We start from the raw sequence: 12,569 nt of genomic DNA, 5'->3' as shown, positions 1-12,569 counted from the left end.
AAAATGAACCTTTTAGTTACAGGAGGAGCCGGGTTTATAGGTAGTAATTTTATTGCATACTACTTACAAAAGCATCCGGAGGTTCATCTAGTGAATATAGATAAACTTACTTATGCCGGTAGTTTAGATAATCTCACCGAAGTAGCCGACAACAGTAATTATACCTTTGTAAAAGGTGATATTTGTGACGCTCAATTAGTAAACAAAATATTTAAAGAGTATACCATTAATGCGGTTATTCATTTTGCAGCAGAATCTCATGTTGATAATTCTATTGCAAATCCTAACTCTTTTGTAAATACAAACTTGTTAGGAACATTTAATCTTCTGGAAGCAGCAAGAAACAATTGGTTAAAAGGCCCCGGAGCGTATAAACAAAACTACCAAGACGCCAGATTTCATCATATTAGTACAGACGAGGTGTATGGTTCTCTTGGTCCTGAAGGTTGTTTTAACGAGCAAACACCCTATGCTCCAAACAGCCCTTACAGCGCAACCAAAGCAGGTTCAGATTTTTTAGTAAGAAGCTATTATCATACCTACAAGCTTAATGTGGTTACATCTAACTGCTCTAACAATTATGGTCCAAAACAACATGACGAAAAATTAATACCAACAATAATCAGGAATGCGTTATTAGGGAATGAAATCCCTATTTATGGAAAAGGAACCAATGTTAGAGATTGGCTTTTTGTTGAAGACCATTGTAGGGCGATTGATCTTATTTTTAACAAAGGCAAATCAGGAGAAACCTATGTTGTTGGAGCAAACAATGAAATACCAAATCTAACCATCGCCAAAAAAGTTTGTAGTATTTTAGATGAAATTAAACCAAAACCGTCAGGAAGTTATTCAGACCAAATAACGTTTGTACAAGACAGGCCCGGGCATGATTTCAGGTATGCCATAGACGCTTCTAAAATTCAATCAGAATTAGGTTGGAAACCTACGGTAAACTTTAACGAAGGGTTAGAAAAAACAGTACATTGGTATTTAAAAAAATACAGCAATAAAAAATGAAAGGGATAATCTTAGCAGGAGGAACAGGATCAAGATTGCACCCACTAACATTATCGGTTAGTAAGCAGTTAATGCCTGTTTACGATAAGCCGATGATTTATTATCCGCTTTCAACCTTAATGTATGCCGGAATTCAAGAAATTTTAATCATATCAACACCCCAAGACCTTCCCTTATTTAAAAAGCTGCTCGGAGACGGGACTCAATTAGGGTGCAAATTTGAATATGCCGTACAAGAACGGCCCAATGGTTTGGCAGAAGCGTTTATAATTGCAGAAGAATTTATTGCAGACAATAGTGTTGCTTTGATTTTAGGCGATAATATTTTTTATGGCACCGGATTGCATAAAACGCTTCAAGAAAGCACAAACCCCAACGGAGGTATTATTTATGCCTATCATGTTCAAAACCCAAACAAATATGGTGTAGTAGAATTTAATTCAGACGGGAAAGCTATTTCTATTGAAGAAAAACCCGAAAACCCTAAATCTAATTATGCTGTTCCGGGAATTTATTTTTATGATAATAAAGTGGTAGAAATAGCTAAATCTATCAAGCCAAGTGCAAGAGGAGAGTTAGAAATAACCGATGTTAATAAGCAGTATTTAGAGCAACAAAAATTACAAGTTTTAGTATTAGACAGAGGAATAGCTTGGTTAGACACCGGTACTTTTGATTCGCTTATGCAAGCCTCACAATTTGTGCACGTAATAGAAAAAAGGCAAGGCTTAAAAATTGGTGCAATAGAAGAAGCAGCTTATAAAATGGGTTTCATAAACAAAGAGCAACTAGTTCGTTTAGCTAAACCATTGCTTAAAAGTGGTTATGGCAACTATTTAATGCAGTTAGTATGAGAATAGAGCCAACAATAATAGATGGATGTTTTATTGTTAAGCCTGAAGTTTTTAAAGATGATAGAGGTTATTTCTTTGAATCGTTTAATGAGAAAACATTTTTAAGCGCAACAGGGCTTTCTATTAAGTTTGTACAGGACAACCAATCATTTTCCAAAAAAAATGTGCTTAGAGGCCTTCATTTACAGATAGGGATCCACGCACAAAGTAAACTAGTAAGAGCTGTAAAAGGTAAAGTGTTTGATGTGTGTGTAGATCTTAGAAAGGAGTCAAAAACATTTGGTAAACACATAACGGTAGTATTAGATGATGTTACCAATAATCAAATTTTTATTCCTAAGGGATGTGCTCACGGGTTTTTAGCATTACAAGAAAACACAATTGTTAGCTATAAATGTGATGCTTTTTATCATAAAGAATCAGATACCGGAATTCGTTTTGATGATGCAGAATTAAATATAGAATGGCCCGGCAATCCGTCAGAATATATTATTTCAGAAAAAGATAAAAACTTACCCTCACTACAACAATTTCTACAGCAGTATGGCTAAAATTTTAGTAACCGGTGCTAATGGTCAGTTAGGAAAGAGCCTGCAAAGTATTGCTGGAGAATATAGTCAGCATGAATTTATTTTTTTAAGCAAGTCAGACTTAGATATTACCAATCAATCCCAATTAAAAAACACGTTCAAAAAATATAGTCCTGATTATTGCATTAACTTCGCAGCTTACACCAATGTAGAGCAAGCAGAGACAGAACCCGAAAAAGCTTTTTTAATAAACGCAGAGGGCGTTAAGTATTTAGCGGAAAACTGTGCTCAAATGGGCTGTGTGCTTATTCAAATATCTACAGATTATGTTTTTGATGGTGAGAAAAAAACACCTTACACTATTGCAGATGTGCCTAACCCTGTAAACCAGTACGGAAAATCTAAACTAAAAGGAGAGCAATATATTAAAGAGTTATTAACGCAATATTACATTGTAAGGACATCATGGTTATACCATGAAACTTTCGGAAAAAACTTTTACAAAACCATTATAGAAAAAGCAAAAAAAGAAAAAGTTCTTTACGTTACAGATAGTCAAACAGGATGCCCGACCAATACCGTTAATGTAGCTTATTTTTTGCTGTCGTTAATTAATAAACAAGCACCTTATGGCATGTATCATTTCTCTGATGATGAGGTAATGACGTGGTTTGAGTTTGCTAAAAAAATTGTTGCCCAAAACAGCTTAAAAGTAGAGGTAAACCCTAAAGAAATAATTACAAAAGCTAAGCGACCCAAATATTCTGTTTTAAGATAAGCAGTAGCATTTAATCTTTATCTGTTATTTATTGTGAGGATAAGGAATTATCGTAGTTTTGTGCAAATATTTTAGCTTAAATGAAAATTAAGAATTTAATCGTTTTTGGCACACGCCCCGAGGCAATTAAAATGGCTCCTCTTGTTAAAGAGTTTGAGAAAGAGCAAAATATATTCGAAACCAAGGTTTGTATTACTGCACAACATAGAGAAATGTTAGATCAAGTTCTGTCTTTTTTTGAAATAGAACCTGATTATGATCTCAACTTAATGAAACCTAATCAAAACTTACACTCTTTAACAGCAGATATTATAACAAGCCTTAAGAGTGTTTATGAAGAGTTTAAACCAGATTTGGTTTATGTTCATGGAGATACAACTACAACAATGGCTGCTTCTTTAGCGGCTTTTTATTGTGGAGTAAAAGTATGTCATGTAGAAGCCGGTTTAAGAACATATAATTTTCAGGCTCCTTTTCCTGAAGAGATGAACCGAACTGTAACAGGAGTACTTTCAAATTATCATTTTGCACCAACACCAACATCAAAAAACAACTTAATAAAAGAAAATAAAGCAGAGAACAATATACTAGTTACCGGAAATACTGTGATTGATGCTTTATTTTATAGTGTTAAAAAAGTTAATCAAGAAAACTATCAAGACAAAGAGATTGAAGAACTTAAGAAAAGTATAGACGACTCTAAAAAAATAATTCTTGTAACGGGGCACAGAAGAGAAAATCACGGAGATGGATTTATTAGAATTTGTGAAGCACTTAAAGAAATAGCAGAAACTCATAATGATGTACAAATTATTTATCCGGTTCACCTAAACCCAAATGTTCAAAAACCGGTTTATGAGTTATTGTCTAAAACAAAAAATATTAGCCTAATTAATCCGTTGTCCTACCCTGCTTTTGTTTGGTTAATGAACAAATCTTATTTAATTATTACAGATAGTGGTGGTGTTCAAGAAGAAGCGCCGAGTTTAGGAAAACCGGTATTGGTTATGCGCGAAACCACCGAAAGACCAGAGGCTGTAGAAGCTGGAACCGTTGTTTTAGTGGGGACTGATAAAAACAAAATTATATCAGAAACAAACAGGTTATTAAATAATACAACTCAGTATAAAGAAATGTCCAAGCGCCACAATCCTTATGGTGATGGCTTAGCAAGTGAGAGGATTGTTAATTTTGTAAAAAAAAGCATTTTTAATGAGCAACAATAAGGTAGTAATGATGGGATTAGGCTATATAGGCCTGCCAACAGCAGCTTTAATAGCTAATAAAGGTATTTATGTACATGGAGTAGATGTAAACCAAAAGGTAGTAGATACCATAAATCAAGGAAAAATACACATTGTAGAACCCGAATTAGATGAAGCTGTAGCAAGTGCAGTAGCTAAAGGGTTATTAAAAGCCAGTACTAAGCCCGAAGAAGGGAATGTATATTTAATTGTTGTTCCTACTCCTTTTAAAAATAAAAACGAACCTGATATTTCTTTTGTCGAGGCGGCAACCAAAGCAGTTATTCCGTTATTAAAAGATGAAGATTTATATATAATAGAATCTACATCTCCGGTTGGCACTACAGAAAAAATGGCTGAACTTATTTTTTCTGAAAGGCCAGAATTAGAAGGCAAAATTCATGTTGCCTACTGTCCTGAACGAGTACTTCCTGGAAATGTTATGTATGAGCTAGTGCATAATGATAGAGTAATAGGAGGAATAAATAAAAAAGCAACAGAAAAAGCGGTTGAATTTTACAGTAACTTTATTAAAGGAGAACTACATAAAACAAATGCCAGAACAGCAGAAATGTGTAAGCTGGTAGAAAACTCCTCAAGAGATGTTCAAATAGCTTTTGCTAATGAGCTTTCATTAATTTGCGACAAAGCAGGAATTAATGTTTGGGAGCTTATTAATCTTGCTAATAAACACCCAAGGGTAAATATTTTACAACCGGGATGTGGTGTTGGGGGGCATTGTATTGCTGTAGACCCTTATTTTATTGTTGCAGACTATCCGATGGAGTCACAATTAATAGGGAAAGCACGTGAAATAAATAATTATAAATCGTTTTGGTGTGCAGAGAAAATACAATCAACAAAATTAGAATTTGAGTTAAAACATGGGAGAAAACCTAAAATAGCACTTATGGGCTTGGCATTTAAACCGGACATTGATGATTTAAGAGAATCTCCTGCAAAATATATTGTTCAAAAAGTGTTACAAAATGCCAATAATGAAGAATACTATATAGTTGAACCTAATATTAAAGAACATAACGTTTTTAAGCTAACAGACTATAAAAAGGCAGTAGATAAAGCAGATATCATAGCTTTTTTAGTTGCACATAAAGAGTTTAAGTTTTTGAAAGTGTCCAAAGATAAGGTTATTATAGATTTTTGCGGAGTAATCAATGGAGAAGAGTAATAAAATTAAAGACAGGGATATTAAACTAAAAAAAAAACTGTACACATTAAGTAAGGATAAATTACCCTTTTTAATATTACTAATTGGTGGCTCTAGCAATTTTTTTACAACTCTTATATTAAAAAAAGAAGCAGAGAGTTCAATTTTTGATTCGTATTCTGTTTTTGTAACTTATATAGGGATTATATCTTCTTTTGGGCTAATAGGTCTTGATCAAGTTTTCTTAAGACTGTGTAAAGTGCAAAAAGGGAAAGTATATGTTGGTAAAAATGTTATTCATGGACTTGTAGCAACTATTTTTTTGTCCCCCTTCTTGCTATCAATATACTTCTATAATAAAACAGAAATCATTTCTATTGGAAATTTTATCTTCACAGGAATATGTGTTAATATATTTCTCTTTGCTTATAATATATTCAGAATTACCGCAAACTATAGTATATCTCAAATAATAAAGAATAGCTTCAAATTAGTTTTAGCAATTCTTTTTATATCGCCGTATTTATTTAAATTAGATAATGAAATAAATTATAGTTTGATTTTTAACTCTTTTGTTTTATTTCTGATTATCTCCAGCATTATACTACTTTTAAGCATAGCTCAAAAAATAACATTAACAAGAGAGAAGACTTCTCAATTTAAGGAGTATTTTTTTTCAATGTTTTTTAATTTATTAATAATTACTTTAATGGGATATGGTGAAAGAATAATAATTTTAGAAGACTTAGGAAGTCAAGAATTTAGTAAGTATTACTATTATTCAACAATTTTTTTGTTTCCATTAACAATGCTTCAGCAGTATGTGGGGTTTAAGGAATTAGTTACTTTTAAAAAAAGCAAATTAAGTAAAAAAAAGGTATTAAATAAATTAAGGCAATTAAGCCTTATAAGTAGCACAATACTTTTCTTTATTTACATAATACTAATTATAGACAACGGCAACTTTTTTAAAGTAGATATAAAGGAAGACTTTCTAATATTAATTGCTATCTCAATATTAGGAATATGTAAATTAAACTACGGTTTGTTTTCAGCTTTAATTGGAGCTGTCGGAAAGGTTAAAGAGTTTAAACATCTAAATTACATTACATTTTCATTATGTTTATTGGGGCTGTGTATTCTTAAAGTTGTAGGAGTAAGTATTTTTTTAGTAGTAGTTTTACTAGTAATAATTTTTTTAGTTAGATCATTTTACATTTTTTTAAAATATGTTTCCAAACAAAAAACTTAAAATTAACTTAAGTAAGGGAGAGGTATGGTTAATATTATTCTCTTTGATCTATGCTGGCATTTCTAGTAAAGTTGTTTTGGGTCTTAGAGCTATAGATATATTAATTATAGCTTTTTTTTTGTCAAATTTAAAAAAGAGAATAAACAAGAGAGTTCTTATTGTAATCCTTTTTATGTTGGTGTCAATTTTATCATCAACAATAATGGGAGCGCTAAGTTCAACCCCTTTTTTACTCAGCGATTTACGTTTTTTAATTATTTTCTTAACATCAATCTATTCGGGTTATATTTTAGGAGTTTATTATGAAATTAGATTTGAAAAAGTTTTTTATATATTAATTTATACTACAGCTTTTATTTATTTGATACTACCCTTTTTCAATGAATTAAGATATTTTTATATTCCTGAGAGCTTTCAAAAAGATGAGCATAAAGAAACGATTTTTGGGCCAAGTGTAGTATTGATAAATTACATATATATATATCTTGTACTAAAAAACAAATCGAGACCAGCTAGTTTTTATATAACCTTTATAATTTTTACTGCAATAATCTATATCTATCGTGTTTCTAGAACAGATTTAGTTTTGATGTTTGCTTTATTGATTTGGTCATTGATATATAGAAATAGCAGTAAAATTAAGATTAAGCATATTGTATTAAGCGCTATATTTATAATGCTTGGTGCGTATATGGTATATATTTCAGACCCACAAAGGATAACAGGAATATTAAATCCTCAAAAAGACTCTTCTTTTGTTTACAGACTAGTAAGTAATGAGTTATTTATCAATGATTATAGAGAACAATCAATTATAAGACAAGTTTTTGGCTATGGTTTGGGAGCAGAGATTGAACTTTTTATTAATGAATGGATCGGGAAAGTAACATTCGTTCTTCTAGATAATGGACCCTTAACAATTCTTTTTAAAATGGGAGCATTAGGGGTCTTTAGTTTTTTTATAGCCCTTTACTATCCTTTAAAAGGACTTAGCCTACAAAAAAAAATCATACTACTTTTACCAATTGTTTTATCTATGGCACTTTTTAGTCATATAATTTATAATTTACTGTATATATTTTCATTTTACTTAATTAGCTTTAAATTAAGATCATTAACAATCAATAATAAATGAAAGTTTACTATTTGACATTGGAAGGGGTAAATTCTACTGTTTTTGAATCACAGGTAATGGGACTGTTCAAGAGGTTTGATAGATTAAAAAATATAGATAATGAATTGATTATTGTGCAGAAAATTCCTTTTAGAGCCCCCCTAAAGATAGTTTCTCTAATATTTAAGCAAAGAGTTAAAATTTATTTTACTAGAAAGAGAATAGATTATAAACAGATAGCTGATAAAATAGTTAAAAAAGTTCCCAAGAACAGGAAAGTAATTTTTCATTGCAGAAACATTGAAGCAGCATATATAGGATTCTTAATTAAACAAGAAAGAAGTAATGTTAAGGTTTTATACGATGTTAGAGGATATGTTGAAGAAGAGAAAGAGTTCATGAAAGAATACAAACGAAAAGAACTATTTCATAAAATGAACAAAAAATTATTCTCGTCTGACATATATTTTAGTTTTGTATCTTTTGAACTTTTTGAACTTTATTCCAAACAATATAGCTTTTTAGATTACGAAAGAAAAATTATTTGTAATAGTGGTTATGATGATTTTGCATACAAATATGAAAAAGAATTAAAATCAAATAAAAATAAAGTTAAAATACTTTACATAGGAGGCAATCAAAGTTATCAAAAACTCGATAGTATTCTCTCTGTGTTCAAAATGAGAAAAGATTGGGAATTGACACTTATCACAAAAAAACCAGTAAAAGAGAAACCTAAACTTGATAATGTCTCTTATTATAATAATTTATCATCTAAAAAAATAAACAAGATTGCTAATGGGTTTGATTATGGAATTTTATATAGAGACTCTAAATTATTTAATAAAGTTGCTACTCCCACAAAAGTATCTGAATACTTTGGCAAAGGGTTGAAAGTTATTGCTATAAATTCTGCAGGGGCATATTCTAAATTGATTTTACAAAACTCCTTTTTAGGTTATTTAGTTAAAAGTGAGCAAGAATTGTTAAAATTAAACTTAGAAAAGGTCACGTCTATTGAGAAAGAAAAAATAGCAAATTTCGCAAGAAACCATCTATCACTGTCTAATAATGTTCCCAAATACGTCGAATTCTATGAGAAAATTATTTCAGAAATTTAAAAAAGATATTAGTAGAATAGAGGGAGCATCTATTTTTAGAAAAATGTTAAACATAAGTTTTTGGATAATTCTAATTTATAGGATTTCTAATTATTTTTTTTACAAAAACTTTTTTGTTGTCTCAAAATTCTTTTGGTTGATAAATAGAATAGTCTTTTCAGTAGATATTGATCCAGGCGCAAAATTAGAAGCAGGCCTTAAGTTAGTTCACCCTATTGGCATAGTAGTTGGAAGAGAGGTAGAAAGTAAAGGAAGATTAACATTATATCAAAACATAACTCTAGGCGGGAGTAACAACAAGGTTTTTGATTACAACGGAAAAATAATAAAGCAACCGTACATTTTAGATAATGTTATAATATACACCTCTTCTGTGATTATTGGCCCAGTAATAGTTGGCAAGAATGTAATTGTTGCTGCAAATTCTACTATAACAAAAAATATCCCAGACAATACTATTTGTTTTGGGGTAAATAAGTTTAAGAAAAATGGTTAAAAACAAGAACCTAACTAAACTAATTAGCATATATAGCAGTTTTAAAAGTGTTGGCGGTGCCCAGAGCTTATGCTTCTCCCTTCACGAAGGCTTATCTAAGCAATTAAATTTTAGAGAGTATAAAATCTCTTCATTTGACAGTTACAATGAACTTCACAATACTTATAAGAGAAAAATTAACAATGACGAATACTTTAAACTTAACTTAAAAAATATTGTTAAAGAATTAAACAATGCAATTGTCATATCTCATCATAGAAAGATAACTACTTTTATAATAGCTATTTCTAAGGTTTTAAAAATTAAAATGAACTTAGTACATATAGCGCATAATGAATTTAACAGTTTAAAGCTTGTTACATTATTTCCTAAAAACGTTATTGCTGTTTCAAATGGAGTAGCTTATAACCACATGAATTATTTTAAATTAAAAAATAGAGTTGAAGTAATTTACAATGGAATTAAACCACCTTACAATCAAATTAGTTATATACCACAATTTTCACATCATAATATAAAAATTTTGTATCCTGGAAGAGTTAATAACATTAAACAACAAGTAAAGATAGTTCAAAACTTAAAATCGAAGATCCCAAAAAATATTAAAATCATTTTTGCTGGAAGCGGAAATGAATTGACAAAACTTAGGGAAGAGGCTAAGGGCCATGAAGAGTTTGAAGTCTTAGGGCATATTACAAATATGGACAAAATATACAAAGAAGTTGATTTTGTGATGTTATTTTCAAAAAAAGAAGGCCTTCCTTTATCGTTGATTGAAGCATGCTCTTATGGTCTTCCAATAGTATGTAATGACGTTGGAGGAAATTGTGAAATTTTAAGAAATGGGTTTAATGGGTTTTTAGTTAATTCTATTCATGAGATACTTAATGTTTTTAATATTATAAGCAGGATGCCTGAAAAAGAATATTATAGGCTTTCGAAAAATAGCATGAAACAATTTAAAACTAAGTTTAGCTATACAAATATGGTAAATAGGTATAATAATTACATTTATGAAAACTTTCTTAAATAAAGATATTATACTTTTATGTTATAATGTCCTAATTTTTTTATTAGGATTTTCATTTTCATTTTCAGATAAAATAGCCCCATTATTATTAATATTAATAGGGATAGTATCAATAATTGCCAGAATTAAATTAAGGATATTATTTAAACTAGATTTTTTTAAGAGTTTATTTTTTCTAATAATTGTATATTATATAGTTCGATTAGATTTAAACTCAAACTTCTCTCAAGGCCTTAAGTTTATTGAGAAAAATATTTCATTTCTATTTATCCCACTAATAATAATCCCTACTATAATACCTAAAAAAAATATTTTTTTTAGAGGGTTTGTATATGGAGTAGTTTTCATTTCATTCTATACAATTTTATTTTGTTTAATTGATGCTTACAAAGGTGAAACACTAGGGAATTGGTACTTTCAAAGTATTGAGAAATACGGTTTTCACCCTACTTACATGGCAATGTATGCCTTAATATCAATGATATTACTAGATAGAGAAAAGATTTTCAAAAACAAAAAAAAATCTAATATTTTTATTATTTTCTTTTTACTATTTATATTCTTCACGGCAAGCAGAATTGTAATATTAGCAACAATAGTAATTATTTTAATTAAAATGCTTTTGTCTTTTGATTATAGATATTTAATTACTATTTCTTTAAGTATTATTTCTTTTTTAACATTCTATTTTTTGTCTAATGACTTTCAATATAAAGTTAATCAAGTCTTATCTTTTAAAGGATTAAATTATTATGATAATAATGATTATGGAAGCGTATCAGTAAGGGTTGCAAAAATAAAAGCATCATTTAATGTTTGGGAAAATAACAAATGGTTTGGAATAGGAACAGGAAAATTAAAAGAAGAGTTAATAAAAGAGTATAGGTCTAAAGAAATAGAATGTTGGCCATGCGCAAAAAGGAGATACAATCCACATAACCAATATTTGAGTGTACTCGCTGGTCATGGAGTGTTTGGAGTTATTTTATTTGCTACATTAATAATATACATATTATACAAGTCTATTAAAACAAGAAATTATTTATTGTTAGAAATTCTTTTGGTTTTTTTAACTGTAGGATTAACCGAATCGATACTAGAAAGACAAAAGGGAGTTTTGGCTTTTACAGTCTTTTTATTCTACTGTTTTTATCTACTAAAGAATGGGACTATTTCAATTGATAAATGGAATGAAAAAAATTAACATTCTAAACACTACAATAGACAACCTAACAATGCAAGAAACGCTGGATAGAGTTGAACAGGCTATACAGCAAAATAAGCAAATACATCACGTGGTTGTTAATGCGGGGAAAATTGTTGCAATGCAAAAAGACTTGAAACTAAGGGAGAGTGTAAATAGCAGCGATTTAATAAATGCAGATGGCCAAGCCGTTGTTTGGGCGTCTAAATTCTTAAAGAAGCCCTTAAAAGAGAGAGTAGCAGGGATAGACTTAATGCAAAAACTTGTTGAAAGCGCTTACAAAAACAAACATAAAATATTTTTCTTTGGAGCTCAAGAAGAGGTAGTAAAAAAAGTTGTAACTAAGTATTCTGAGCTTTACTCACCAGAAATAATAGCAGGATACAGAAATGGGTATTTTAACAAAAACCAGGAAAAAGAAATAGCAAAACAAATAGCTAGTAGTGGTGCTAACATTTTATTTGTGGCAATTAGTTCTCCTACAAAAGAAAACTTTTTGTACGACAATAAGGAAATTCTAAAAAATGTAAACTTTATAATGGGAGTTGGCGGTAGTTTTGATGTTGTTGCTGAAAAAGTAAAGAGAGCCCCGATATGGATGCAAAAATTAGGTTTAGAGTGGTTTTATAGGTTTATTCAAGAGCCTAAAAGGTTATGGAAAAGATATCTTGTTGGTAACGCAAGATTTATCATATTGGTTATTAAAGAGAAGTTTTCAAAAAAAAAATAAGCTAAATATTTTGTTTCTTTGCAGTGCC

At 30.0% G+C, this 12,569-nt stretch carries 13 protein-coding genes; all 13 read left to right on the top strand.

What is annotated here, in order from left to right; all coding sequences use genetic code 11:
- Window positions 1–3 precede the first annotated feature (3 nt).
- The 13 genes from rfbB (at window position 4) to ACZ5CF_RS02780 (ending at window position 12,541) form a co-directional block, all read left to right on the top strand.
- Window positions 4–1,020, top strand: a complete 1,017-nt coding sequence (gene rfbB / locus ACZ5CF_RS02840) for a dTDP-glucose 4,6-dehydratase (RefSeq protein WP_464580242.1) — start codon at window positions 4–6, stop codon at window positions 1,018–1,020.
- Window positions 1,017–1,874, top strand: coding sequence for a glucose-1-phosphate thymidylyltransferase RfbA (gene rfbA / locus ACZ5CF_RS02835; RefSeq protein WP_464580241.1), 858 nt, complete (start codon window positions 1,017–1,019; stop codon window positions 1,872–1,874). Before rfbB ends, rfbA begins: the two co-directional genes overlap by 4 nt.
- Window positions 1,871–2,425, top strand: a complete 555-nt coding sequence (rfbC, locus tag ACZ5CF_RS02830; RefSeq protein ID WP_464580240.1) for a dTDP-4-dehydrorhamnose 3,5-epimerase — start codon at window positions 1,871–1,873, stop codon at window positions 2,423–2,425. Before rfbA ends, rfbC begins: the two co-directional genes overlap by 4 nt.
- Complete coding sequence (gene rfbD / locus ACZ5CF_RS02825) at window positions 2,418–3,182, top strand: dTDP-4-dehydrorhamnose reductase (RefSeq protein WP_464580239.1); 765 nt, start codon at window positions 2,418–2,420, stop codon at window positions 3,180–3,182. Before rfbC ends, rfbD begins: the two co-directional genes overlap by 8 nt.
- Window positions 3,183–3,262: 80 nt before the next feature.
- Complete coding sequence (gene wecB, locus ACZ5CF_RS02820) at window positions 3,263–4,408, top strand: non-hydrolyzing UDP-N-acetylglucosamine 2-epimerase (protein WP_464580237.1); 1,146 nt, start codon at window positions 3,263–3,265, stop codon at window positions 4,406–4,408.
- Window positions 4,395–5,615, top strand: a complete 1,221-nt coding sequence (wecC, locus tag ACZ5CF_RS02815) for a UDP-N-acetyl-D-mannosamine dehydrogenase (RefSeq protein ID WP_464580235.1) — start codon at window positions 4,395–4,397, stop codon at window positions 5,613–5,615. The genes wecB and wecC overlap by 14 nt, the downstream gene beginning before the upstream one ends.
- On the top strand, window positions 5,602–6,846 hold the full coding sequence (locus tag ACZ5CF_RS02810) for a hypothetical protein (protein WP_464580234.1): 1,245 nt from the start codon (window positions 5,602–5,604) through the stop codon (window positions 6,844–6,846). Before wecC ends, ACZ5CF_RS02810 begins: the two co-directional genes overlap by 14 nt.
- Window positions 6,824–7,981 (top strand): hypothetical protein, encoded by a 1,158-nt coding sequence (locus tag ACZ5CF_RS02805; RefSeq protein ID WP_464580233.1) that lies wholly within the window; start codon window positions 6,824–6,826, stop codon window positions 7,979–7,981. Before ACZ5CF_RS02810 ends, ACZ5CF_RS02805 begins: the two co-directional genes overlap by 23 nt.
- The gene (locus tag ACZ5CF_RS02800; protein ID WP_464580232.1) at window positions 7,978–9,081 is read left to right on the top strand and encodes a glycosyltransferase family protein; all 1,104 of its coding nucleotides are present in this window, start codon (window positions 7,978–7,980) and stop codon (window positions 9,079–9,081) included. The genes ACZ5CF_RS02805 and ACZ5CF_RS02800 overlap by 4 nt, the downstream gene beginning before the upstream one ends.
- Window positions 9,056–9,577: a serine O-acetyltransferase gene (locus tag ACZ5CF_RS02795; protein WP_464580231.1), complete on the top strand. Its 522-nt coding sequence runs from the start codon at window positions 9,056–9,058 to the stop codon at window positions 9,575–9,577. Before ACZ5CF_RS02800 ends, ACZ5CF_RS02795 begins: the two co-directional genes overlap by 26 nt.
- Window positions 9,570–10,610: a glycosyltransferase family 4 protein gene (locus ACZ5CF_RS02790; RefSeq protein WP_464580230.1), complete on the top strand. Its 1,041-nt coding sequence runs from the start codon at window positions 9,570–9,572 to the stop codon at window positions 10,608–10,610. Before ACZ5CF_RS02795 ends, ACZ5CF_RS02790 begins: the two co-directional genes overlap by 8 nt.
- Window positions 10,591–11,811, top strand: a complete 1,221-nt coding sequence (locus ACZ5CF_RS02785) for an O-antigen ligase family protein (protein WP_464580229.1) — start codon at window positions 10,591–10,593, stop codon at window positions 11,809–11,811. Before ACZ5CF_RS02790 ends, ACZ5CF_RS02785 begins: the two co-directional genes overlap by 20 nt.
- The gene (locus ACZ5CF_RS02780; RefSeq protein ID WP_464580228.1) at window positions 11,798–12,541 is read left to right on the top strand and encodes a WecB/TagA/CpsF family glycosyltransferase; all 744 of its coding nucleotides are present in this window, start codon (window positions 11,798–11,800) and stop codon (window positions 12,539–12,541) included. The genes ACZ5CF_RS02785 and ACZ5CF_RS02780 overlap by 14 nt, the downstream gene beginning before the upstream one ends.
- The last annotated feature ends 28 nt before the right edge of the window (window positions 12,542–12,569 follow it).

Source organism: Lutaonella thermophila, assembly GCF_055387725.1.
The sequence above is the reverse complement of the archived record's forward strand: the minus strand, read 5'-3'. Positions and strand labels throughout refer to the sequence as shown.

Bases quoted from the DNA above. Each gene is read 5' to 3' on its own strand.
- ACZ5CF_RS02780 (WP_464580228.1), top strand. From the start codon at position 11,798: ATGAAAAAAATTAACATTCTAAACACTACAATAGACAACCTAACAATG.
- ACZ5CF_RS02790 (WP_464580230.1), top strand. From the start codon at position 9,570: ATGGTTAAAAACAAGAACCTAACTAAACTAATTAGCATATATAGCAGT.
- wecC (WP_464580235.1), top strand. From the start codon at position 4,395: ATGAGCAACAATAAGGTAGTAATGATGGGATTAGGCTATATAGGCCTG.
- ACZ5CF_RS02795 (WP_464580231.1), top strand. From the start codon at position 9,056: ATGAGAAAATTATTTCAGAAATTTAAAAAAGATATTAGTAGAATAGAG.
- wecB (WP_464580237.1), top strand. From the start codon at position 3,263: ATGAAAATTAAGAATTTAATCGTTTTTGGCACACGCCCCGAGGCAATT.
- rfbB (WP_464580242.1), top strand. From the start codon at position 4: ATGAACCTTTTAGTTACAGGAGGAGCCGGGTTTATAGGTAGTAATTTT.
- rfbA (WP_464580241.1), top strand. From the start codon at position 1,017: ATGAAAGGGATAATCTTAGCAGGAGGAACAGGATCAAGATTGCACCCA.
- ACZ5CF_RS02785 (WP_464580229.1), top strand. From the start codon at position 10,591: ATGAAAACTTTCTTAAATAAAGATATTATACTTTTATGTTATAATGTC.
- rfbD (WP_464580239.1), top strand. From the start codon at position 2,418: ATGGCTAAAATTTTAGTAACCGGTGCTAATGGTCAGTTAGGAAAGAGC.
- ACZ5CF_RS02805 (WP_464580233.1), top strand. From the start codon at position 6,824: ATGTTTCCAAACAAAAAACTTAAAATTAACTTAAGTAAGGGAGAGGTA.
- rfbC (WP_464580240.1), top strand. From the start codon at position 1,871: ATGAGAATAGAGCCAACAATAATAGATGGATGTTTTATTGTTAAGCCT.
- ACZ5CF_RS02800 (WP_464580232.1), top strand. From the start codon at position 7,978: ATGAAAGTTTACTATTTGACATTGGAAGGGGTAAATTCTACTGTTTTT.
- ACZ5CF_RS02810 (WP_464580234.1), top strand. From the start codon at position 5,602: ATGGAGAAGAGTAATAAAATTAAAGACAGGGATATTAAACTAAAAAAA.